General features: G+C 72.1%; 22 protein-coding genes. 14 read left to right on the top strand and 8 right to left on the bottom strand.

Annotated elements, in window-relative coordinates; genetic code table 11:
• Positions 1-7: 7 nt before the first annotated feature.
• On the bottom strand, positions 8-988 hold the full coding sequence (locus tag DSM112329_RS21945) for a CAP domain-containing protein (protein WP_354698691.1): 981 nt from the start codon (positions 986-988) through the stop codon (positions 8-10).
• An 84-nt stretch (positions 989-1,072) separates the two neighbouring features.
• Between DSM112329_RS21945 and DSM112329_RS21940 the strand changes: the two genes are divergently transcribed.
• Positions 1,073-2,059, top strand: coding sequence for a malate dehydrogenase (locus tag DSM112329_RS21940; protein ID WP_354698690.1), 987 nt, complete (start codon positions 1,073-1,075; stop codon positions 2,057-2,059).
• Between the two features lie 175 nt (positions 2,060-2,234).
• Here DSM112329_RS21940 and DSM112329_RS21935 read toward each other — a convergent pair whose 3' ends face one another.
• The gene (locus tag DSM112329_RS21935) at positions 2,235-2,681 is read right to left on the bottom strand and encodes an SRPBCC family protein (protein WP_354698689.1); all 447 of its coding nucleotides are present in this window, start codon (positions 2,679-2,681) and stop codon (positions 2,235-2,237) included.
• A gap of 85 nt (positions 2,682-2,766) precedes the next feature.
• Here DSM112329_RS21935 and trxA point away from each other — a divergent pair, with 85 nt between their 5' ends.
• Positions 2,767-3,111 (top strand): thioredoxin, encoded by a 345-nt coding sequence (trxA, locus tag DSM112329_RS21930; RefSeq protein ID WP_354698688.1) that lies wholly within the window; start codon positions 2,767-2,769, stop codon positions 3,109-3,111.
• Here the strand turns inward: trxA and DSM112329_RS21925 are convergent.
• The gene (locus DSM112329_RS21925; protein ID WP_354698687.1) at positions 3,095-3,973 is read right to left on the bottom strand and encodes a LysR family transcriptional regulator; all 879 of its coding nucleotides are present in this window, start codon (positions 3,971-3,973) and stop codon (positions 3,095-3,097) included. The two genes, trxA and DSM112329_RS21925, sit on opposite strands and share 17 nt — an antisense overlap.
• A 178-nt stretch (positions 3,974-4,151) precedes the next feature.
• Positions 4,152-4,568 (bottom strand): hypothetical protein, encoded by a 417-nt coding sequence (locus DSM112329_RS21920; protein ID WP_354698686.1) that lies wholly within the window; start codon positions 4,566-4,568, stop codon positions 4,152-4,154.
• Between the two features lie 108 nt (positions 4,569-4,676).
• Here DSM112329_RS21920 and DSM112329_RS21915 point away from each other — a divergent pair, with 108 nt between their 5' ends.
• Positions 4,677-5,249, top strand: a complete 573-nt coding sequence (locus tag DSM112329_RS21915) for a hypothetical protein (RefSeq protein ID WP_354698685.1) — start codon at positions 4,677-4,679, stop codon at positions 5,247-5,249.
• A 31-nt stretch (positions 5,250-5,280) separates the two neighbouring features.
• On the opposite strand, the gene DSM112329_RS21910 is transcribed toward DSM112329_RS21915, so the two are convergent.
• Together DSM112329_RS21910 and DSM112329_RS21905 are read right to left on the bottom strand one after the other, a co-directional pair.
• On the bottom strand, positions 5,281-5,730 hold the full coding sequence (locus tag DSM112329_RS21910; protein WP_354698684.1) for an SRPBCC family protein: 450 nt from the start codon (positions 5,728-5,730) through the stop codon (positions 5,281-5,283).
• 32 nt (positions 5,731-5,762) lie between these two features.
• Positions 5,763-6,683, bottom strand: coding sequence for an NAD(P)H-binding protein (locus DSM112329_RS21905; RefSeq protein ID WP_354698683.1), 921 nt, complete (start codon positions 6,681-6,683; stop codon positions 5,763-5,765).
• Positions 6,684-6,732: 49 nt separating this feature from the next.
• Here DSM112329_RS21905 and DSM112329_RS21900 point away from each other — a divergent pair, with 49 nt between their 5' ends.
• The 10 genes from DSM112329_RS21900 to DSM112329_RS21855 all read left to right on the top strand — a co-directional run bounded on the left by DSM112329_RS21900 (position 6,733) and on the right by DSM112329_RS21855 (position 17,744).
• Positions 6,733-7,782 carry an alpha-hydroxy acid oxidase gene (locus DSM112329_RS21900; protein WP_354698682.1) on the top strand — a complete coding sequence of 350 codons (1,050 nt, stop codon included), beginning with the start codon at positions 6,733-6,735 and terminating at the stop codon, positions 7,780-7,782.
• Between the two features lie 244 nt (positions 7,783-8,026).
• Complete coding sequence (locus DSM112329_RS21895; protein WP_354698681.1) at positions 8,027-8,263, top strand: hypothetical protein; 237 nt, start codon at positions 8,027-8,029, stop codon at positions 8,261-8,263.
• A 68-nt stretch (positions 8,264-8,331) separates the two neighbouring features.
• The gene (locus DSM112329_RS21890) at positions 8,332-9,138 is read left to right on the top strand and encodes an MBL fold metallo-hydrolase (RefSeq protein ID WP_354698680.1); all 807 of its coding nucleotides are present in this window, start codon (positions 8,332-8,334) and stop codon (positions 9,136-9,138) included.
• Positions 9,139-9,173: 35 nt separating this feature from the next.
• Positions 9,174-9,665 carry an Hsp20/alpha crystallin family protein gene (locus tag DSM112329_RS21885; protein WP_354698679.1) on the top strand — a complete coding sequence of 164 codons (492 nt, stop codon included), beginning with the start codon at positions 9,174-9,176 and terminating at the stop codon, positions 9,663-9,665.
• Entirely contained in the window at positions 9,662-12,067 is a 2,406-nt protein-coding gene (gene lon / locus DSM112329_RS21880) for an endopeptidase La (protein ID WP_354698678.1), read from the top strand. The genes DSM112329_RS21885 and lon overlap by 4 nt, the downstream gene beginning before the upstream one ends.
• Positions 12,068-12,210: 143 nt before the next feature.
• Positions 12,211-12,981: a hypothetical protein gene (locus DSM112329_RS21875; protein ID WP_354698677.1), complete on the top strand. Its 771-nt coding sequence runs from the start codon at positions 12,211-12,213 to the stop codon at positions 12,979-12,981.
• Between the two features lie 110 nt (positions 12,982-13,091).
• Positions 13,092-13,706 (top strand): TetR/AcrR family transcriptional regulator, encoded by a 615-nt coding sequence (locus tag DSM112329_RS21870; RefSeq protein WP_354698676.1) that lies wholly within the window; start codon positions 13,092-13,094, stop codon positions 13,704-13,706.
• A gap of 136 nt (positions 13,707-13,842) precedes the next feature.
• Positions 13,843-14,787 carry a HAMP domain-containing sensor histidine kinase gene (locus tag DSM112329_RS21865; RefSeq protein WP_354698675.1) on the top strand — a complete coding sequence of 315 codons (945 nt, stop codon included), beginning with the start codon at positions 13,843-13,845 and terminating at the stop codon, positions 14,785-14,787.
• Between the two features lie 110 nt (positions 14,788-14,897).
• Positions 14,898-17,000, top strand: a complete 2,103-nt coding sequence (locus DSM112329_RS21860; protein ID WP_354698674.1) for a CocE/NonD family hydrolase — start codon at positions 14,898-14,900, stop codon at positions 16,998-17,000.
• Between the two features lie 144 nt (positions 17,001-17,144).
• Positions 17,145-17,744, top strand: a complete 600-nt coding sequence (locus DSM112329_RS21855) for a hypothetical protein (RefSeq protein WP_354698673.1) — start codon at positions 17,145-17,147, stop codon at positions 17,742-17,744.
• Positions 17,745-17,834: 90 nt separating this feature from the next.
• Here the strand turns inward: DSM112329_RS21855 and DSM112329_RS21850 are convergent, their stop codons facing one another.
• A complete protein-coding gene (locus DSM112329_RS21850; protein WP_354698672.1) occupies positions 17,835-19,205 on the bottom strand; it encodes a glycine--tRNA ligase in 1,371 nt (456 codons plus the stop codon).
• 82 nt (positions 19,206-19,287) lie between these two features.
• Between DSM112329_RS21850 and DSM112329_RS21845 the strand changes: the two genes are divergently transcribed.
• Positions 19,288-19,719, top strand: a complete 432-nt coding sequence (locus DSM112329_RS21845; protein ID WP_354698671.1) for an FmdB family zinc ribbon protein — start codon at positions 19,288-19,290, stop codon at positions 19,717-19,719.
• 21 nt (positions 19,720-19,740) lie between these two features.
• Here DSM112329_RS21845 and DSM112329_RS21840 read toward each other — a convergent pair whose 3' ends face one another.
• Positions 19,741-20,976: an LCP family protein gene (locus DSM112329_RS21840; RefSeq protein WP_354698670.1), complete on the bottom strand. Its 1,236-nt coding sequence runs from the start codon at positions 20,974-20,976 to the stop codon at positions 19,741-19,743.
• Positions 20,977-21,105 lie beyond the last annotated feature (129 nt).

The following is a 21,105-nucleotide window of genomic DNA, read 5'->3' as shown; positions in this document are numbered from 1 at the left end:
GCGGCGCTCAGTCGGGCGACACGTCCAGGGGCAGCGTCTTGATGTCGGTCCCGGCGTCGGTCCGCAGGATCAGATCGACGCCGGGGACGGGCGCGGCGAGCTCGCGCCTGGCGGCGTCGGGGTCGACCGCGAACGTGAACTGGGCGCGGGTCCCGCGGCGGAGCTCGTAGCCGCTGTTACCCCGCGCCTCGTCGGGCTCGTGGGTGAGCTTGAAGTACATGTCGAACGTGCAGTCCGAGGTGCCGACACAGGCGATCGTGACCATCAGCTCGTCCGGGTTGACGACGACCGGGTGCCCGCGCAGGACGGGCCGGCCCGGTCCGGGCAGCGCCCTGTCGGCCAGCGAGTCGCCCTGCTTCGCCACGCCGCCGGTGAGCCGGTGCACGCAGCTCGCCGCGGGGCCGGTGCGCTTCACGGTCGCCGGCGGTCTGACCGAGCGCTTCAGGCCGTACTCCACGGTGACGTGGACGGTGGGGATGCCGTCGTAGGTCGCGCGATGGGTCGCCGCGACGACGCCGACGCCCAGATCACGGAAGCGCGGGTCCAGGATCTGCGCGCACGCGTCGTACTGCACCATCATGCCGCTGACGACCTCGAACGGGGTGGTCGTGTCCAGGTCGCCCCAGCCGATGCCCTCGTTGAGCGCCTGTGCCCTGTAGCCCGCGGCCTTGATCCGGCGTGGGATGACGATGTTCGGCTCGCCGCCGTGGCTGAGGTTGCCGGTCCGCGCCCGGGTGGCGCTGTGCTTCTGGCCGGCGCTCTCGAGCTTCGCGTCGCGCCTGAGCACGTTCAGCCGCTGGCTCTGGCGGACCCTGCCGATGAGGCAGACGACGGCGCTGCGAAAGCGCACGTCATCGGCCTTGCCGGTGTAGGGCAGATCCTGGTCCTTGCAGGCCGAGAGCTTCGGGATCGGTGCTCCCGCCTCGGCCGATGCAGCCGCCAGCGCACAGGCCACGAGCGCCGCCGCCCCCATCAGACGCATCCGCATGGCGCGAGCCTAACCGCGGACCGCCGTCGAGATCAGCGGCGCGATAGCGTCAGCGCCACATCCCCCCAAGGAGAAACCACGCACATGAGCACCCCCGTCAAGGTCACCGTCACCGGCGCCGCCGGTCAGATCGGCTACGCGCTGCTGTTCCGCATCGCGTCCGGCGCCCTGCTCGGCCCGGACACCCAGGTCCACCTGAAGCTGCTCGAGATCCCGCAGGCCGTGAAGGCTGCTGAGGGCACGGCGATGGAGCTCGACGACTGCGCGTTCCCGCTGCTCGCCGGCATCGACATCCACGACAACCCGACCGACGGCTTCGACGGCACCAACATCGCCCTGCTCGTCGGCGCGCGTCCGCGCACGAAGGGCATGGAGCGCGCCGACCTGCTCGAGGCCAACGGCGGCATCTTCAAGCCCCAGGGCGAGGCCATCAGCAAGGGCGCCGCGAGCGACATCAAGGTCCTCGTCGTCGGCAACCCGGCCAACACGAACGCGCTCATCGCGCAGGCCAACGCCGCGGACGTCCCCATGGAGCGCTTCACCGCGATGACGCGCCTGGACCACAACCGCGCGATCGCGCAGCTGGCGAAGAAGACCGGCGCCGCCGTCACCGACATCAAGAAGATCGCCATCTGGGGCAACCACTCCCCGACGATGTTCCCCGACCTCTACAACGCGACGGTCAAGGGCCAGAACGCGTTCGAGGCCATCGGCTCCGACCTCGCCTGGTACGCCGACGACTACCAGCCGACCGTCGGCAAGCGCGGCGCGGCGATCATCGAGGCGCGCGGCTCGTCTTCCGCGGCGTCGGCGGCGAGCGCGGCCATCGACCACATCCACGACTGGGTGCTGGGCTCGAACGGCGAGGTCGTCTCGATGGCCGTCCCGTCCGACGGCTCATACGGCGTGCCCGAGGGCATCATCTCCTCGTTCCCGGTGACCACGTCCGGCGGCGAGTACGAGATCGTCCAGGGTCTCGACATCCCGGAGTTCGCCCAGGAGAAGATCGACGCCACCGTGGCGGAACTGGTCGGCGAGCGAGATGCCGTGAAGGGTCTCGGCCTGATCTAGGCCGCAGGACGAACGTGCGGCGGGGGTGCGTCGGTGCATCCCCCGCCGCTTCGGCACGCTCGTCCCTCGCTTTGCCGGACGACACTCTGGGGGACGCACCGACGCACCTCGGAGACATCGGCTGTCCCGCGTCTCCGTGCGACCTCGCGGGGATGCTTGGTGGAGGCGAGAGCCGTTACTCGGCTTCCACGAAGCCCTTCAGTTTGCCGGGCATGGTGTCGCAGAGCTGCTTGCGCATGAGGTCGACCAGGGGGCCGCGGATGACCATGCCGAGTTTGCGGCCGAGGTCCACGTAGAGGTTGTAGGTCGCCTTCGTGCGGCCGTCGCCCAGGTCGACGAACTCCCAGGACCCGCGGACCTCCTTCAGGTCGCCCTCCTCCTGCCTCCAGGAGAGGCCGGTGGGGGCGTCGTAGGAGAAGCGCAGGTCGGACTGCATGGTCTTCACCTTGCTGTCGACCGTCGTCTTGACGTAGGTCTGCTCGCCGTTCGGGCCGTGCTCGATCGGGACGGCGGTCTTGATCTCCGGCTGCCAGCGCGGCGAGCCCTCCACATCCGCGGCGATCGCGTAGACGCGGTCGATCGGCGCGTTGATCTCGATGCTGGCGGAACCCTCGATGGCCATGCCCGCCACGCTATCCGTCCGGCGTTATCGGCGTCATCACCGATCGCACTTGGACGGCCGGCAGTGCGCCCGGCAGCCTGAGGGGATGACCCAGCTCAGCACCCTTGTCGTCCCGGTCACCGACGATGCGTTCACCGCGGTCGTCCTCGAGTCCGACCGGCCTGTCGTCGTCGACTTCTGGGCGCCCTGGTGCGGCCCCTGCCGTGTGATGGCGCCCGTCTTCGAGGAGCTCGCGGGCAGCTTGCCCCACGTTCTCTTCGCCAAGGTCGACATCGACGCCGAGCAGGTCACCGCCGCCCGCTACGGCGTCCTCGCCGCCCCGACGCTGATCGTCTTCCGCGCGGGGCAGCCCGTCCTGACGCTGGTCGGCAGCCGCCCGCGCCGCCGGCTCGAGCGCGAGCTCGAGGCGGTGCTCAGCGCAGCGCGCTGAGCAGGTGCGCCTCGAGCAGCGCCGCCGCCGGACCGAGCTCGCCGCCGCGCACGAGCGTGGTGCCGAGCGTCAGCCGTGAGCCGCCGGTCGTCGTGACCGCCGCCGTGGCGATACCGTCGGCGCCCGCGACCCACGCCGCCGGGACGACCGCCACGCCGAGGCCCGCCCGCACCAGCGTCAGGACCGCCGCCGCGCCCGAGATCTCGAGCAGCGGGACGGGGCTGAAGCCCGCGGCCTGGCACGCGGCGACGACGACGCCGCGCAGGGCGGTGCCGCGCTCGCCCAGGATCAGGATCCGCTCCCGCAGGGCCGACACGGCGACCGGCCCGCCGCCCGTGCCGATCAGGTCGTCGCCCGCGACCGCGGCGACGACGAGCGGCTGGTCGCCGACCGCGACGGCGGACGTCCCGGGCGGCGCCGGCTGGCTGGTCACCACCAGGTCGACGGCGCCCTGCGCGAGCAGCGCGAGCACCTCGTGCTCGGAGCCCTGCCGCAGCGCGAGCCGGACCTCCGGGTGGGCGGCGTGGAAGCTCGCCAGCGCGGCCGGCAGGCCGTGCGCGTCCCCCGTCGCCGCCGCGACCCGCGCGACCCCGCGGTGGACCCCCGCGTGGTCGTCCATGGCGCCTCGGGCCTGCGCGACGTCGGCCAGGATCCGCTGGGCGCGCTGCGCGAGGTCGGCCCCGGCGGGGGTCAGCTCGACCCCCGTCGCGGTGCGGGTCAGCAGCACGACGCCGAGCTCGCGCTCGAGGCGGCGGATCTGCTGCGACAGCGCGGGCTGGGTGACGAACAGCTCGCGCGCGGCGCGGGTGATGTGCCCGTGCCGCGCGACGCACACGAACGACTCGAGCTGCCGCAGGTCCACGGCGCTCAGTCGGCAGCGACGGCCGGCGCTCGCGCGGCCGCCAGGGCCGGCGGTTCCGGGGTGTACCGGAAATCCCGCAGCACGTCACAGTGGGTGTCGATGTGCGAGCACATGTGCTGTGCCGCGCCGGGTTCACTTCTCCTCATATTGGTATGAGAGTCGCGATCCTCCGGCGCGCTCATGCCGCCTCGACCGGGAACCAGCCGCGGCCTTCCTTGCGCACCATCCCGTCCTTCTGCAGCTCCGGCATGACGCGGTAGAGGTAGTTCTGGGCGATCCCCATAGTCTGCGCGAGCTCCGGGATCGTGATGCCAGGCTGGTCGCGGACCGCCGCCATCGCCTGCTTGGACCGGGTACCTGACCCCTTCGGCCGTCCCCGCCCGCCGCCTCCGCCCCCGCCGCCGTCGCCCCCGTCGCCGGCGGCGGACTTCCGTGCGGGCCGGGACGCGCGCTTGCCCGACGGGACGGGCGCGACGCTGACCCCCTCCAGCGCGGCGGAGGCAGCCTCGAGCCGGTGGAACTCCTCGACGAGGGGACGCAGCTCGCGCAGTCGCTCGTCGATCTCGCGCTTCTTCTCATCAAGGAAATCGGTCATGGTGAAACTGACTATGCCGGAAAATCGCCCCGAGTAACTGTGTGTCAGAGAAGCTGCACCCATACGCCAGGTGCGACGCGTCCGCGTGGGCCACGGTAGTGTCGCGCCATGCGACATCGCATCGCCCTGGTCGGGAGCTCGGAGTGCACGCGCAACGTCGCGCTGCTGCTGCTCCTCAGGGACGACTGCCACGTGCAGCTCAGCCGTGAGGACGCCGGCGGACTCAAGGCTGCCGCCGGTGCGCTCGGGGTGGAGCCGCGGGTCGAGGGCCCGGTCCCGATCGCTGCCCTCACCGCGGCACCGATCGTGATCGTCTGCGATGGCGAGCGCGTCCCCGTCGCCGAGCTGGCGAAGCGCTGCCCGGATGCGCTGCTGATCGTCGCGACCTCCGATCCGCTCACCGACGCCGCCGCCCTCCAGGAGGCGCTGAGCTGGCCGCGCCAGCGGGTGATCGGCCTCGACGCCACGGCCGCCGCCGGGTCGCCGGCGGAGCGGGCAGCGGGTGCGGTCCGGCTCGTGGACCACGTCCTCGCCGACCGCGGCCGCGTGCTCGAGGCGACCGTGCAGGTGACCGCCCTCGGCGGTCCCGAGAGCTGGGCCAGCGTCCCGGCACGGATCGGCGCGGTCGGCCTGCAGGCGATCGACGCGCCACCCGTGCGCGCGACAGCCGCCGTCGGCTGACGACGCCGACACCGGCGGTACCCCGCTGCGTCTAGCCCTTCTCGACGAGGGCCTTCAGGGCGTTGAGGGAGGCGTGCGCCTCCTTCTCCGGCAGGCCGCCGACCAGCGCCTTGGACGCGACCGCGCCGAGCGGCCCGAGCGGGGCCTTGAACTCGTTGCGGTAGTGGAACCGCGTCCCGCCGTCGATGGCCTCCAGGCGGTACTCGGTCTCCGCCTTGGAGCGCGCCGGGCCCTTGCCGTGCCACTCGGCGACCTTCGCGTCCTCGCACCGGACCAGCTTCCACTTGACCTTGAACTTCGCGCCGCGCAGCGCGAGGCTCTGCTCCATCGTGGAGCCGACCGCCGCCGGGCCGGTGGAGTAGTCGCCCAGGCCACGGTGGATGCTGACCCACTCGCCCAGGCGCTCCGTGTCCATGACGACGGTCCAGACCGCCTCCGGCGGGGCGTCGATATCGATCTGCGTGATGACGGGGTCGCTCATGAAGCGGTGAACCTACCCAGGAAGCGGCGTTCTCAGCGGGCGCTGAGCACCTCGACCGCCTCCCACTCCCGCAGGGAGTGCTCGATCGCGGCGTCGAAGCTGTGCAGCCGGACGCCGAAGCGGCCGGCCGCGTCGTGGCTCGGATCGGCGATCAGGTCGCTCTCGAGGCTCTCCATCAGCGGTTCGATCAGCGCGACGTCCTCGCCCGCGATGGCCGCGGCGAACTTGGCGGCGATCGGGGTGACGCTGATCGGCAGCGCCAGCGTGGGACGGCCGACCAGCATGCTGTCGCGGATCCGGCGGATCAGGTCGCCGTAGGTGAGGATGTCCGGGCCGCCGATGTCGTAGCTGGTCGCACCCGTGACGTCGTCCTGGGTTCCGGCGGCGTGCAGGAGCGCGAGCACGTCGCGCTCGTCGATCGGCTGGGTGCGGAACCGCTGCCACGCGGGCAGCGGCAGGACCGGTGCGCGCTCGACCAGGCGCACGAGGAAGCGGAACGACCGCGAGCCGGCGCCGATGACGATCGAGGCGCGGAACGCGACGGCCTCGGGCGCGCTCTGCAGCAGGATCTCCTCGACCGCCAGCCGGCTGGCGAGGTGCCGCGAGACGTCGTGGTCGGTCGGCACGAGCCCGCCCAGGTAGACCACGCGGCGCACACCGGCCCGCTGCGCGGCGTCCGCGAAGTTCTGCGCGGCCTGCGCCTCGGTCGTGTCGAACCCCGGGGTCGCGCCCTCCATCGAGTGGATCAGGAAGTACGCGACGTCGACGCCGTCGAGCGCCCGGTCCAGGCCCTGGCCGGTCACCGCGTCGCCGGCGACGACCTGGTCGACCGGCGCGGTGACCTTCGCCGGCGTCCGCGCGAACGCGCGGACCGTGTGCCCGGAGCCCTTCAGGTGGGGGACGATGGCGGCGCCGACATAGCCGGAGGCGCCCGTGACGAGGACGGTGGACATCTGCCTGCAGGGTACGGAGGGGATCGCGAATACGATCGCCGCGACACCGATGGAGCTCCTCCGCGCCCACCACGAGACCGCCCGCTCCCGGCTGCCGCAGGCCGTCTACGACTACTTCGCCGGCGGCGCCGGGGACGAGCAGACGCTCGCCGAGAACGTGAGCGCGTGGCGCGACCGGTGGCTCGTCCCCCGGGTGCTGACCGGCGTCGGCGCCGCCGACCCCGCGGTCACGCTGCTCGGCGCCCGCCTGGCCTCGCCGGTGCTGCTGGCCCCGGTCGCCGCGCAGCGGCTGCTGCACCCCGAGGGCGAGCTGGCCGCCGCCCGCGCCGCCGCGGCCGCCGGCAGCGTCTACGTGCTCTCCACGCGGGCGACGACCGACCTCGCGGACGTGGCTGCCGCCGCGCCGGCGGGCGACCGCTGGTTCCAGCTCTACGTCGGGCCCGACCCGGCCGCGGTGCGCACCGTCCTGGCGCGCGCCGCGGAGCACGGGTACTCCCACATCGTCCTCACCGTCGACTTCTCCGTGGCCGGCCGGCGGGAGCGCGAGCTGCGGCACGGGCCCGTCCCGTTCCCGCCCGGTGTCGGGCTCGCGACCCATCTCGGCCACGCGGCGGCCGACACGGCCAAGCCGCCGGTCGGCGGGTGGCGTGCGCTGTCGTGGGACGACGTCGCCTGGGTGCGGGAGGCCAGCGGCCTGCCCGTCCTGGTGAAGGGCGTCCTCACCGGCGAGGACGCCCGGCTCGCCGTCGACGCGGGGGCGTGCGCGGTCATCGTGTCCAACCACGGGGGCCGGCAGCTCGACGGCTGCCTGCCGACGGCGGTCGCGCTGCCGGACGTGGCGGCCGCTGTCGCCGGGACGGCGCCGGTGCTCGTCGACGGCGGGATCCGCGACGGCGGCGACGTCGTGCGCGCGCTGGCCCTCGGCGCGGCCGCCGTCCTGGTCGGGCGCCCGTACGCCTGGGGTCTGGCGGCGGACGGCGAGGCCGGCGTCCGCGCGGTGCTCGACGCGCTCCGTGAGGACACCGCCCGCGCGCTCGCGCTGGTCGGCGCCGGCAGCCCGGCTGCGCTGACGGCCGCGCACGTGCGCCGGCGTCCGTAGCGCGCACGCGGAAATCGTCCGAGGATGCGGGAAAGACGCTCGCGGAGGGGGGCGAGATGTGCCTCCCGAGGGCCTCTTCTGGGTACGCCGGGGAAATCTGCGGCATTTGCGAAGTGCACCGTTTCCGGAAAGGTGCGCTGAGCGGGAATCGACGTTGCGCGCGTCGAATCAGGTGTGCTTTTCTGCCCGACGTCGCCGGGGATCCGCCCCGGCAGAGATCGTCGAACGAGGGTGTCGCGCAGAGATGGCAAACGGTCGTGGAGCAGGTCGCAAGGCGTCGTGTGAGGGGTGCTTCTTCAGGTGCAACCTGCTGTGCGCCCTGGACCTCGACGCGCCCTGCGCGACGTTCCGGCCCGACCATCCCGACGGGCTGAAGCCGCCGCAGCAGATGCGCTTCGAGTTCCGGACCGATCAGCGCACCCGCGCCGCCTGGGCGTTCCCGACCGCGCAGGAGCAGGCGCGGCTGCACGCCGTCGCCTGACGGCCGCCGCCCGACGCGCGGACCGACCGCGGTAGTGTCTGCGGGGTCACACGGAGGGAGAGACGGCAGTGCGCATCACCGTGTTAGGGAAGTCGCCGGCGTGGCAAGACGCGGGTGGCGCATGCAGCGGGTACCTCGTCGAGGAGGGCGACACGTGCGTGCTGCTCGACTGCGGCAACGGGGTCTTCGGGAAGCTGCGCAGCCACCGGGACTACATCGCTGTCGACGCGGTCGTCATCTCCCACCTGCACGCCGACCACATCTTCGATCTCGTCCCGTTCGCCAGCGCGCTGACCTATGCCCCCCGTCAGCAGCCGGTCCCGGTGGACCGCTGGCCGGGTGTCGAGTCCCCGGTCCGCCCCGCGCTCTACGCCCCGCACGGCGCGCGCGAGGCGTTCTCGCTGATCTGCCAGGGCGGCGGGATGTTCCCCGACCACATCGAGCAGGCCTTCGACCTCCACGAGTACGGGCCGGGGGACGACGTCACCATCGGCCCGCTCGCGCTCAGCTTCGCCGCCGTCCCGCACTACCTGCCGACGTGCGCGATCGACGTCCGCATCGCCGAGGGCGGCGCCGACGCACGGCGCTTCACGTTCGGCGCCGACTCTGCGCCGAACGACGAGATCGTCGCCTTCGCGCAAGGGACGGACCTGCTGGTCCTGGAGGCGACGCTCCCGCGGCCGGAGCGCAGCGGCATCCGCGGGCACCTGACCCCGCGTGAGGCCGGCGAGCATGCGGCCCGCGCCGGCGCCCGGCGCCTGGTGCTCACGCACATCAGCGACGAGCTCGACGCGCTGTGGGCCGTCGACGAGGCCGGCGCGGTCTTCGACGGCGAGGTCCTCGTGGCCGCCGAGGGCGCCGTCTACTCCGTCTGAGGACGGACCGCGACCGCGACATAGACTCAGACGCCATGCGACCCGAGCGAGATCTGTTCGCGAACTTCGAGCGGATGCGCCGCGAGATGGACGAGCTGTTCGGCGACGTCCTGGACCGCACCGGCCTCGCCCCCGGACGGCGCGGCGGCTTCAGCCCCGCCGTCGACGTCTTCTACGAGACGCCGGGCGGGGCCGGGTCAGGTGGCAGGGCGTTCGCGGTCGTCCACGCCGAGCTCGCCGGGATCGACCCCGACGAGATCGGCCTGGAGATCGAAGGCCGCGAGCTGGTCATCGCGGGCAACCGCCGCGCCCCGGGCGAGGCGGAGGAGCGCGTCTACCAGCAGCTCGAGATCGACTTCGGCCCGTTCCGCCGCGTCATCCCGCTCGGGGCGGACGTCGTGGCCGACGAGGCCCGCGCGACGTACCGTGACGGGATCCTGCGGGTCGAGCTGCCGCTGGCCGCACCCGAGCCGCGGATCCGCCAGGTGAAGATCGTCACCGAGCGGTTCGAGGACCTCGAACCGTGATCGAGATCGCGGAGGACCGCTCGGGCGACCACGAGATCCCGGTCGGGGCGGGCCGGGTCATCCCGGCCACGCTGCCGGTGCTCCCGCTGCGCGAGACCGTCCCGCTGCCCGACACGCTGACGCCGCTGGCGATCGGGCAGGAGCGATCGGTCCAGCTCGTCAACGACGTCCTCGCCGGCAACCGGATGCTGGTGATGGTCGCCAGCCGCGACCCCGACCTCGAGACGCCCGGTCCCGACGAGCTCTACGACGTCGGCGTCGTCGGGTCGATCGCCCGGATGCTCAAGGTGCCCGACGGGACGCTGCGGATCCTCGTCCAGGGCGCCCAGCGCGTCCGCATCGAGCGCTTCAGCCAGGAGCAGCCGTACCTCGCGGCGGAGATCGTCGAGCTGCCGGACGTCGTCAAGCAGACCACCCAGCTGACGGCGCTGATGCGGACCGTGCAGGACACCTTCACGCAGATCGTCGAGGAGGTGCCCTACCTGCCGGAGGAGCTGCTGATCGCGGTCGCGAACATCGACGACCCGTCCACGCTGTCGCACCTGATCGCCGGCTCGCTGCGCCTGAAGACCGAGGAGAAGCAGGCACTGCTCGAGGAGGTCGACGTCACGACGCGGCTGCGCCGGCTCGTCGAGTCGCTGCACCGCGAGCTCGAGGTCATCTCGATCGGGACGAAGATCCAGACGCAGGTCCAGTCGGAGATCGACAAGGGCCAGCGCGAGTACGTGCTGCGCCAGCAGCTGAAGGCGATCCAGACCGAGCTCGGGGAGTTCGACGAGTCGACCGAGGAGGCCGCGCGCCTGCGCGAGCGCCTGGCGGCCATCGACCTCCCGGAGACCGTCCGCGTGCAGGCCGATCGTGAGCTGAAGCGGCTGCAGTCGCTGCCGCCCGCGGCCGCCGAGCACGGCGTCATCCGCACCTACCTGGAGTGGCTCGCGTCGCTGCCGTGGGGCGTCCAGACCGAGGACGACCTCGACCTCACCCACGCGCGCACCGTCCTCGACGAGGACCACTACGACATCGAGCAGGTCAAGGACCGGATCCTCGAGTTCCTCGCCGTCCGCCGCCTGAAGCCGGACGCGAGGGGGTCGATCCTCTGCTTCGTCGGCCCGCCCGGCGTCGGCAAGACGTCGCTAGGCAAGTCGATCGCCCGCGCCCTGGGCCGCAACTTCGAGCGCATCAGCGCCGGCGGCATGCGCGACGAGGCCGAGATCCGCGGTCACCGCCGCACCTACATCGGCGCGATGCCCGGCACGATCATCCGCGCGCTGCGCGACGCCGGCTCGGCGAACCCGCTCTTCATGATCGACGAGATCGACAAGCTCGGGACCGACTACCGCGGGGGCGGCGGGGTCGAGTCCGCGCTGCTCGAGCTGCTCGACCCAGAGCAGAACTCGAGCTTCCGCGACCACTACCTCGACGTGCCATTCGACCTCTCGGCGGTCATGTTCATCACGACCGCCAACACCCTCGACACGATCCCGGGTCCGCTCCGCGACCGCATGGAGATCATCCAGCTCGCCGGCTACACCGAGGACGAGAAGCTGCAGATCGCCCGCCGCTACCTGGTCCCGCGGCAGATCGAGCGCAGCGGGCTGAAGAAGTCCTGGATCGCGATCACCGACGCCGCGCTGCGCACGATCATCTCCGACTACACCCGCGAGGCGGGGGTGCGCGGGCTGGAGCGTGAGATCGGCGCGGTCTGCCGCAAGGTCGCGCGCAGCGCGGCCGGCGACCTCGACGCCGACCCGCCGCGGAAGGTCGGCCGCACGTCGGTCGGCGAGGCGAAGGTCCGCGAGCTGCTGGGGCGCCGCCGCTTCCACGCGGAGGCGCAGCGGCGCACGCAGCAGGCCGGCGTCGCGACCGGCCTGGCCTGGACGCCGGTCGGCGGCGACGTGCTCTTCATCGAGGCGACCGCGATGCCGGGGACCGGCAAGCTGATGACGACCGGACAGCTCGGCGACGTCATGAAGGAGAGCGCGCACGCCGCGCTGTCGTACGTCCGCGGTCACGTCGGCGAGCTCGCCCCCGGGCTGGAGGACGGCTGGTTCGCGTCGCACGACCTGCACCTGCACGTCCCGGCCGGCGCGATCCCGAAGGACGGTCCGAGCGCCGGCATCACGATGGCGACCGCGCTGGTCTCGCTGCTCAGCGGCCGCCCCGTCCGGTCGGACACGGCGATGACGGGGGAGATCACGCTGACCGGACAGGTGCTCCCGATCGGCGGGCTCAAGGAGAAGGCCCTGGCGGCGCAGCGCAACGGCGTGACCCAGGTGATCGCCCCGGCGCGCAACGAGCCGGACATCGAGGACATCCCCGAGCACCTACGCTCGAAGCTGCGGTTCGCGTTCGTGCAGGACATCGACGAGGTGCTCGATCGGGCCCTCGAGCCACCCGCCTGACAGTCGCCGCGACCTGCTTGTTCGGACGTCGCCGATCCGGGTATAGACTCGATTGTCAGGCGGCGCACGCTGCAGAGATGCTGCATGTCCGCCGGCGACTCCGCCAGGGGTCGTCGTCCCCATTTGTGATGCAAGGAGAGCCGATGGCATCGAGGAAGAAGCAGGCCCAGGAGGCCGCCGAAGCTGCCGCGCAGGCCGCGAAGGCCGCCGAAGCGATGATCGCGGCGAAGGCCCAGGGCGCCGGCGTGGCGCTGCAGGCGAAGGCGCAGGACGCCGTGACGTCCGCGCAGGACGCGGTCGCGTCCGCAAAGAGCGCCCAGAAGAAGCGCTCGCGCAAGAAGGCACGCGCGGAGGCGCTCGAGAGCGCCAAGGCCCAGGCCGAGGCGACCGCTCGCGAGGCGGCCGACCAGGCGAAGGCCCAGGCCGAGAAGCAAGCCGCCGCGATCGCGGAGGCCGCGAAGAAGCCGAAGCGCAAGCGTGCGCAGAAGGCCGCCAAGAAGGCTGCTGCGGCTGCTGCAGCGAAGGCCGCGAAGGAGGCCGCCGCCCGCGAGAAGGCCGAGAAGAAGAAGAAGAAGAAGGGCAAGCTGAAGCGGCGCCTGCTGTTCGTGACCGTCTCGTCGGTCGGCGCGCTGGTGGCGTCCGCTGACCTGCGCAACAAGGTGCTGGACGCGCTGTTCGGCGCCGAGGAGGAGTTCGACTACACCTCGACCACGGCGCCGACGACGCCGCCGCCCGCTGCGCCGCCCGTCGCGGCTGCACCGGTCGCGCCGGTCGCACCGGCTCCGGCCGCCGAGCCCGCCGACGGCCCCGCCGACGACAGCGCCGCCGCGGCTGCGAAGCCGAAGCGCGCCGCCGCGAAGCCGAAGGCCGCCACGGCCGACGCCGACGCCGGCGACGACACCCCGGCCGCCTGACCCGGCACCCGGCTCACGCCGCCTCGCGCGGCGACTGCGGTTGACAAGGGCGCCCTCCGGGGCGCCCTTGTCGTAGGGGGGGCCAGCCGGACTATCATCGGAGGACGCGCATGGAGGCAGCCACAACCACCGAGACCCCCCGCTCGATCGAGGGCGAGAAGGCTCAGCGGATCGTCGACGCCACCCGGACCTGCGTCGCGGAGCGCGGCGTGGCGGGGGCGACGTTCGACCACGTGGCCCGCGAGGCCGGCGTCTCCCGTGGCCTGCTGCACTACTACTTCGGCACGAAGGAACGGCTTCTCACCGAGGTCGTCCGGCGCGACTGCGACCTGCGGATGCAGCTGCTCGAGGCACAGCTGGCCGGCGCCGCGGACGCGGACATCCTGCTCGGGCTGCTGCGCGCCCAGCTCGAGGACTTCGTCACGACCGAGCCCGGTCTGGTGGCGCTGATCTTCGAGCTGTTCACGATCGCCCGCCGGAACGAGGAGATCGCGGCGGAGTTCGCGGAGCTGCTGCGGCGCACGAGCTCGCACGTCGCGCAGCTGCTCGCGGCCAAGCAGGCCGAGGGCGTCCTACAGCTCAAAGCCGACCCGGAGGCAATCGCCGACGTGCTCTTCGGCCTGGCGGACGGCCTCGCGATCCGCATGATCAGCGACCCGGGTCGCGACTGGGGCCCGACGGTTGAGGCCGGCGTCATCGCGGTCCGCGGCCTGCTCACGGCGTGAGCGTCCGGGCGCAAACGCGCCCGCTGCCCCGGGCTCGCGCGATACGCTCCCGCGTTACTGGGCCGGATTCCGGGGCAAGAGGAGACGTATGGAGACGACGCAGCGCTCTGCTGCCGATGCGGCAGGACGACACGTGATGGATCCGAGCACCGCCGTGCTGGTCGACGCGATGACCCGCCTCGCTGTCGCGCGCTCCCCCGAGGCCATCGAGGTCGTCTTCGAGCAGGCGACGCGTGACCTCGCCGGCGAGGTCGCCCTCCTCTCGGCGCTGGCAGACGCCACGTCGGTCGCGATCGAGAACGTCCGCCTGATCGCCGAGCTCGAGCAGCGTGTCGAGGAGCGGACCGTCTCGATCCAGGCGCTGCACGAGGAGATGACCGACCAGGCCACGCAGATGCGCGCGGCCGCCGACCTGAACCTCGAGCTCCTGCGCACGCTCGCCCACGAGGTGCGCAACCCGCTGGCCGCGGCCGACGGCCTGCTCGAGATCGTCCTCGACGAGCACGTCCCCTCGGACACCGAGGCGGATGTGTCGCTGGCGCGCGAGTCGGTGCAGGAGGGGATGCGGATCGTGACCGAGCAGCTCGAGCTGGCCCGTCTGCAGGCGGGGTCGGTCCGGGTGCGGACCGCCGACGTCGACCTGTCCGCGCTGCTGCACGGTCTGCAGGGCACCTGTGACGCGCTCAAGCGCAGCGACGCCGTCGCCCTGGTCATCGACGAGCCGCCGGTGGTGTCGCTGCGGACCGATCGCCACCTGCTCGCCCAGATCCTCCGCAACCTGCTCACGAACGCGCTGAAGTTCACGGACGCCGGCGAGATCCGCCTGGCCGTCACGATCGAGGAGCCGGCCCTGATCGCGTTCACCGTCGCCGACACCGGAATCGGGATCCCGGCCGACCAGCTCGAGCACGTCTTCACCGAGTTCGGCCAGGTGCCGGAGGCCCAGCTGGGCCGGGTGGCCGGGACCGGGCTCGGCCTGCCGCTGGTGCGCCGCTTGAGCAGCGCGCTCGGCGGGACCGTGAGCGTGCTCAGCACGCCCGGCGAGGGGTCGACGTTCACCGTGCGGCTCCCGCTCCTGTGAGCTGACCCGGACGGGCGTCCGCTCCCGGTGCGCTGCGGTCACACGCCGTTTACACTGAGGCCGCGGTCTTCAATGAACGTCGCCGTTCGCCGCACCCAGGAGAGGGTCACATGCGCAAGCAGTCCGTCCGTCCCCGGCGTCGACTCGCCGGTCTTCTCACCGCCTGCGGGCTCGCGGGCCTCGCGCTGCTGCCCGTCGCCCCGGCGCAGGCCGAGGAGGTGTCGGTCAAGACGCTGCGCTTCGCCACCGTCGTCGGGCCGGACGACGACATCACGTGCACCGTCGTCGCCGACCTCTACAAGCCGGCGTCCGCCACGAAGGCCAGGCCCGCCCCCGCGATCCTCACGACCAACGGCTTCGGCGGGTCGAAGGACGACCAGGCCGGCTTCGCGAAGTTCTACGCGTCGCAGGGCTACGTCGTCCTCTCCTACAGCGGCCTCGGCTTCGGCGGCAGCGGGTGCAAGATCACGCTCGACGACCGCGACTACGACGGCAAGGCCGGCAGCCAGCTGATCACGTTCCTCGGCGGCGGCAAGGCCGCGACGGACGGCACCACGATCGACTACGTCCGGCGCGACGCCAAGGGCGCGGACGGCGCAGCGCACGAGTTCGACCCGCGCGTCGGCATGCTCGGCGGCTCCTACGGCGGGCAGATCCAGTTCGCGATCGCCGGCATCGACCCGCGCCTGGACACGATCATCCCGATCATCACGTGGAACGACCTGTCGTACTCGCTGATGCCGAACAACGCCGACACCCTGCGCGGGCGCGGCGTGAGCTCGGAGACGCCGGGCGTGACGAAGGTCCTGTGGGGTGCGCTGTTCTCCGTGCTCGGGATCGTCAACGGGGTCTCGCAGGTGTCGGTCGACCCGAGCCGCATCCTGCCGTGCCCGAACTTCGACGACCGCGTCTGCACCGCCCTCGTGCAGGCGGGCGTCACCGGCGCCCCGAGCGACGCCCAGATCGCGTTCCTGCGACACGCCTCGGTGGTGTCGTTCATCGACAAGATCCGGATCCCGACGATGCTGGTGCAGGGCCAGGGGGACACCCTGTTCAACCTGCGCGAGTCGGTCGCGACCTACCAGTCGCTGAAGGCGCAGGGAACCCCCGTCAAGCTGACCTGGGAGTTCGGCGGGCACAGCGGGCCCGCGGCTCCGGGTGAGGCGAACGTCACCAAGCCCGAGACGAACTACCAGGGCCGTCTGTACCTGGACTGGTTCGACCACTACCTGAAGGACTCCCCGAAGGTCCCGCCGCTGGACTTCACGTTCTTCCGCGACTGGGTGACCTACCAGGGGAACGCGACGCCGGCATACGGTCGCGCGCCCGCCTATCCCGCGGTCGCGTCCCCGACGCCGCTGTACCTCTCCGGGACGGACGGCCTGGTCGCCGACAAGGCCGCCGTGAAGGACGGTGCCGCCACGTTGCTGACCACGGCCGCGGGCGCGCCGACGAGCTTCACCGAGGCGAGCGCCATCGACCAGAAGACGCCGGTCAGCGACATCCCGGGCACCACGGTCCGCTTCGAGACGCCGCCGCTGCAGGCCGACACGGACATCGTCGGCGTGCCGTCCGTCGACCTGCGGCTGATCGCGCCCGTCCAGGAGCCGGTCGGCCAGATCGGCGGCCCGACCGAGCTCGCGCTGTTCTTCAAGCTCTACGACGTCGCCCCGGACGGGACGATCACGCTCACCCACCGCGTGATCTCGCCGGCGCGGTTCGCCAGCCCGTCGCTGCCCGTGCACGTCGACCTGCCGGGCACGGTGCACCGCTTCCCCAAGGGCCACCGCCTGGTGCTCGCGATCTCCGGCGGGGATGTCGCCTACCGCGGCAACCTGATCCCCGGGCCGGTCCAGATCCGCACCTCGCCGGGCAGCCCGGGCGTGCTGAACCTGCCGATCGCCCAGGCGGGCCGGGACTACGGCGCGGTGGTCGGGGCGTCGGTTCCGCCTGCGGCGCGCGCGTGCCGGACGCGCCGGGTCGCGCTGCACCTGCGCAGCACCTTCCGGGGACGCGTTCGGTCCGCGGTCGTGACGGTCGCCGGGCGACGGGTCGCGACGCTCACCGGCGCGCGGCTGACGCGCAGCACGCCGGTCGCGCTGAAGCCGGCGAAGAAGGCCCGCACCGTCGTCGTCCGCATCCGGATGCGGCTGAAGAGCGGCCGGGTCGCGACGGACGTGCGGCGGTACAAGGTCTGCGGCACGTCACGGTGAGCGCCGGCGCGCCCTGAAGTGCGTCAGATCGGACCCCCACGGCGGCGGCGGTCCGGTTTATAGTCGCGCCACGGGCCTTGTTCGACTGCGCACTGCAAGGTGGTGGTCTGCGGCCGGGGGCCACCCACGCACGAGGAGGACGTCATGCAGAAGGAACCCCGCCGGATCCGGCTCGGCTGGCCATCGCCCGCGATGGTCGTCGCCACGATCGCCCTGATCGTGGCCTGCGCCGGCAGCGCCACAGCCGCGTCGCTCATCACGAGCGCCAACATCAAGAACCGCAGCATCGCGCTGGTCGACATCAAGCAGTCGGCGATCGACTCGCTGCGCGGCAAGACGGGGCCGCGCGGTCCGGCCGGGGCCGTCGGGGCGACCGGTGCCGCCGGTCCCCAGGGTCCGGTGGGCCCCGTGGGCCCAGTCGGTCCGCAGGGCCCCGCGGCGCCCACCCCGACCGGGTCGGCGACCATCACCGGGCTGTCGACGACCGGCGGTCAGCCGGGCACGGTGACCAGCTCGGCCGGCGGCCTGAACTGCGTGAACACCCCGCCCGGCGCGCCGTCGGGGACATGCTCCGCCACGATCCCGGCCGGTATCCCCGTGACCCTGACCGCGACCGGCGGCAACTTCATCACCTTCTCGGGTGCGCCGTGCAGCGCGGTCACGGGGGGAAGCTCGCCGCGGTCCTGCACGTTCACAGCGACCCCCGGCGCGAACTACACGACGCTGAACGTCGACTTCAGCTGACACCCATCGGCGGCCGCGCCCTCTTGGGGCGTGGCCCGCCCGCTCTCCTGACCACTCGTTCCGTTCCGGCGCGTGAGAGCGCCGGCATCCTCAGCCGAGCTTCGGTGAGGACCAGGGCTGCGCCAGGCGCCCCGCGAGCAGCGCCGGCAGGTCGTCGATCGCGACGCGCTCCTGGGCCATCGAGTCCCGGTCGCGCACCGTGACCGTGCGCTCGGTCAGCGTCTCGTGGTCCACGGTGACGCAGTACGGCGTGCCGATCTCGTCCTGGCGGCGGTAGCGCTTGCCGATCGCGCCGCCCTCGTCGTACTCGGTCTGCATCAGGCCGCGGAGGGACGCGACGATCTCCTTCGCGATGTCCGGCTGGCCGTCCTTCTTCACGAGCGGGAGCACCGCGACCTTGACCGGCGCGAGGCGCGGGTGGAGCTTCAGGACGGTGCGCAGCTCACCGTCGACCTGCTCCTCGTCGTAGGCGTCGACGAGGAACGCGAGCGTGGCGCGGTCGGCGCCGGCGGCCGGCTCGATGACGTGGGGGACGTAGCGCTCGCCGCTGCCCGGGTCGAAGTACTCGAGCTTCGTCCGCGACTCGGCGGCGTGCGCGGACAGGTCGAAGTCGCCGCGGTTCGCGATGCCCTCGAGCTCGGACCAGCCGATGGGGAAGAGGTACTCGACGTCCGCCGTGCCGGACGAGTAATGGCTCAGCTCGTCGGCCTCGTGCTCGCGCAGGCGCAGGCCGGCCGGCCGGATGCCCAGGCGCGTGTACCAGTCGAAGCGGATCTGCTTCCAGGTCGCGTACCACTGCGGCGCCTCGGCGGGCGGGACGAAGAACTCCATCTCCATCTGCTCGAACTCGCGCGTGCGGAAGATGAAGTTGCCCGGCGTGATCTCGTTGCGGAACGACTTGCCCACCTGCGCGATGCCGAACGGGGGCTTCTTGCGGGCGAACTGCAGCACGTTCTTGAAGTTGATGAAGATGCCCTGGGCCGTCTCCGGGCGCAGGTAGGCGACGGACGAGGTCGACTCGACCGGGCCGACGTTCGTCTTGAACATCAGGTTGAAGTCGCGCGCCTCGGTGAGGTCGCAGTCCGGGCCCTCGCCCGGCACCTTCGACGGCTTCTTCGGGCAGACGATCCCTGGCTGGCGCTCGGCGATGTGGTCCGCGCGGAAGCGCGCCTTGCAGGTGCGGCAGTCGACCATCGGGTCCGTGAACCCGGCCAGGTGGCCCGACGCCTTCCAGACGTCCGGATGCTGGAGGATCGCCGAGTCGAGGGCCACGATGTCGTCGCGCTCCTGCAGCATCGCGCGCCACCACTCGTTCTTCACGTTCGTCTTCAGCAGGACGCCGTAGTGCCCGTAGTCGTACGTGGAACCGAGGCCGCCGTAGATCTCGCTGCTCGCGAAGATGAAGCCGCGGCGTTTGCACAGCGCGACGATCTTGTCCATGGTGACGACGTCTTCAGACATGGACGCGATCGTAGCCGCCGAGCTTGGATTGGCACTCTCCCCTTGAGAGTGCCAACGGCGGCGTGGCATAATGGCCGGTGAGATGCCGATCTACGAGTACCGCCGACCCGATGGCACGACGTTCGACGTCATGCAGAAGTTCTCGGACGAGACCCTGACCGTCGATCCGGAGACGGGCGTCCCGGTGACCAAGGTCCTGCACGCCCCCGCGATCCACTTCAAGGGCAAGGGCTTCCACAACACGGACTACGGCACGAAGAACCGCAACCGCGAGCTCGAGAAGTCCGCGTCCGAGGGCGCTGACAAGAACGACGCGAAGATGGCGGACAAGCAGGCCGACAAGAAGAAGGCCGAGGGGTCGTCGTCCTCCTCGGACAGCTCGTCCTCGTCCTCGTCGAGCAGCAGCGACTCCTCCAGCAGCGGCGGCTCGTCCTCGTCCAGTTCGTCGTCGTCCTCGTCGGACAAGCCCAAGAGCGGCGGGTCCGACAAGGCCAAGAAGCCGAAAGCGGCGTAGGCCTCGCCTGCGGCTCGCTGCTCAGCCCAAGAAGCGCCGCACGGCTGCACGCCGGGAGGCGTCGGACGCGACCTGGCCCGACGAGCCGTCGGGCAGCGTCTGCGGCGTCGTCTTCAGGACACGCGGGGTCGCGTTGCCCGATGTCGCCAGCGCGCCGAAGACGCCGAGCAGCGTCGGGGCGCTCATGTCGGACTTGATCGCCTTCGGGGCGTTCCAGCCGATGAACGGGCCGTGCAGGAAGCCGGACGGGCTGACGATCCGGCTCTTCATCGCCGACAGCAGCTTCTGCTGGCGGCGCGCGCGCGTGAAGTCGTTTTCCCGCGGGTTGCAGTCGTTCTTCCGGGTCCGCGCGAGCGCGAGCGCCTGCTCGCCGTCGATGCGCGTGGTGCCCTTCTTCAGCCGCAGCGTGAAGCCACCGTTCTTGTAGCCGCCGTTGATCCGTGACACCACGCAGCTCCCTGTGTAGTCGACGCCGCCCATCGCGTCGACGAGGTCCGGGAAGTTCTCGAAGTTGACCTCGATCAGGTGGTTGACGGCGATCCCCAGGTAGCCCTCGACGGTGCGGACGGCGAGCTCGGAGCCGCCGAGTGCGTAGGCCGCGTTGATCTTGTTGCGACCGTGGCCCGGGATGTCGACGACGGTGTCGCGGGGCAGCGACAGACGTGCGTTGTGCCCGCCGCCGACACGCAGCAGCAGCATCGTGTCCGAGCGGCTCGGGCCGCCGTCGCCTGCGCCGGGCTCGCGGCTGCCCTTCGGCCGTGCGTCGGATCCGAGCACGAGGATGGTGGTCGTCCCGAACGGCGGCAGCCCGCCGCCGCCGAGGGCGCCGCCGCCGCTGCCGGTCTGGTGGATGGTGGCGGACACGAGGAACGCCCCTAGGGAGATCACGAGCCACGCGAGGCCGGCCTTCAGGACGAGCTTGGCCACCCAGCCCGCGGTGATGGTGCCGCCGGCCCGCGCCACGCGGCGACCCGGAAGGCCCGGTAGACCGGGGAGTCCCGGCAGGCGTCGCCGCCCGCGCGGGCGGTCGCTGCCGACGCGGTAGATCGACCGACCGTCGTCGTCGCGGTACGGGGCCGCGTCGCCGGGACGCTCGGACACGTCGAGCTCGCCCTCGCGCTCGCGCAGGGCCTGCAGGGCGGCGAGGTCGTCGTCCTTGCGCCCGCCGAGGCGGCTCAGGAAGCCGGGACGCGCACGGTGGCGGGTGTACTGCGGCGACTCGTCGTCGCCGCGGCGTGGGTCAAGCGGGTCAGGCACTCCGGGACATGCTGGCGCATGGACCCCGCCGGCGCCGTGACGCGCCTTGCAGCGCCACCCCCGGACGCCGTCGATGTGCCACCACATGCCACCGGCGGACGTGGTGACACATCGAGCGCTCCATGGAGA

Source organism: Paraconexibacter sp. AEG42_29, from assembly GCF_040581415.1.
Classification (GTDB): domain Bacteria; phylum Actinomycetota; class Thermoleophilia; order Solirubrobacterales; family Solirubrobacteraceae; genus Paraconexibacter.
This window is presented reverse-complemented; position numbering and strand designations above follow the sequence as displayed.

What these genes read in the sequence shown, in the direction of transcription:
- DSM112329_RS21945 (WP_354698691.1), bottom strand. Translation starts at nt 988, where the DNA reads ATGCGGATGCGTCTGATGGGGGCGGCGGCGCTCGTGGCCTGTGCGCTG.
- DSM112329_RS21940 (WP_354698690.1), top strand. Translation starts at nt 1,073, where the DNA reads ATGAGCACCCCCGTCAAGGTCACCGTCACCGGCGCCGCCGGTCAGATC.
- DSM112329_RS21935 (WP_354698689.1), bottom strand. Translation starts at nt 2,681, where the DNA reads ATGGCCATCGAGGGTTCCGCCAGCATCGAGATCAACGCGCCGATCGAC.
- trxA (WP_354698688.1), top strand. Translation starts at nt 2,767, where the DNA reads ATGACCCAGCTCAGCACCCTTGTCGTCCCGGTCACCGACGATGCGTTC.
- DSM112329_RS21920 (WP_354698686.1), bottom strand. Translation starts at nt 4,568, where the DNA reads ATGACCGATTTCCTTGATGAGAAGAAGCGCGAGATCGACGAGCGACTG.
- DSM112329_RS21915 (WP_354698685.1), top strand. Translation starts at nt 4,677, where the DNA reads ATGCGACATCGCATCGCCCTGGTCGGGAGCTCGGAGTGCACGCGCAAC.
- DSM112329_RS21910 (WP_354698684.1), bottom strand. Translation starts at nt 5,730, where the DNA reads ATGAGCGACCCCGTCATCACGCAGATCGATATCGACGCCCCGCCGGAG.
- DSM112329_RS21905 (WP_354698683.1), bottom strand. Translation starts at nt 6,683, where the DNA reads ATGTCCACCGTCCTCGTCACGGGCGCCTCCGGCTATGTCGGCGCCGCC.
- DSM112329_RS21900 (WP_354698682.1), top strand. Translation starts at nt 6,733, where the DNA reads ATGGAGCTCCTCCGCGCCCACCACGAGACCGCCCGCTCCCGGCTGCCG.
- DSM112329_RS21895 (WP_354698681.1), top strand. Translation starts at nt 8,027, where the DNA reads ATGGCAAACGGTCGTGGAGCAGGTCGCAAGGCGTCGTGTGAGGGGTGC.
- DSM112329_RS21885 (WP_354698679.1), top strand. Translation starts at nt 9,174, where the DNA reads ATGCGACCCGAGCGAGATCTGTTCGCGAACTTCGAGCGGATGCGCCGC.
- DSM112329_RS21875 (WP_354698677.1), top strand. Translation starts at nt 12,211, where the DNA reads ATGGCATCGAGGAAGAAGCAGGCCCAGGAGGCCGCCGAAGCTGCCGCG.
- DSM112329_RS21870 (WP_354698676.1), top strand. Translation starts at nt 13,092, where the DNA reads ATGGAGGCAGCCACAACCACCGAGACCCCCCGCTCGATCGAGGGCGAG.
- DSM112329_RS21865 (WP_354698675.1), top strand. Translation starts at nt 13,843, where the DNA reads ATGGATCCGAGCACCGCCGTGCTGGTCGACGCGATGACCCGCCTCGCT.
- DSM112329_RS21860 (WP_354698674.1), top strand. Translation starts at nt 14,898, where the DNA reads ATGCGCAAGCAGTCCGTCCGTCCCCGGCGTCGACTCGCCGGTCTTCTC.
- DSM112329_RS21855 (WP_354698673.1), top strand. Translation starts at nt 17,145, where the DNA reads ATGCAGAAGGAACCCCGCCGGATCCGGCTCGGCTGGCCATCGCCCGCG.
- DSM112329_RS21850 (WP_354698672.1), bottom strand. Translation starts at nt 19,205, where the DNA reads ATGTCTGAAGACGTCGTCACCATGGACAAGATCGTCGCGCTGTGCAAA.
- DSM112329_RS21845 (WP_354698671.1), top strand. Translation starts at nt 19,288, where the DNA reads ATGCCGATCTACGAGTACCGCCGACCCGATGGCACGACGTTCGACGTC.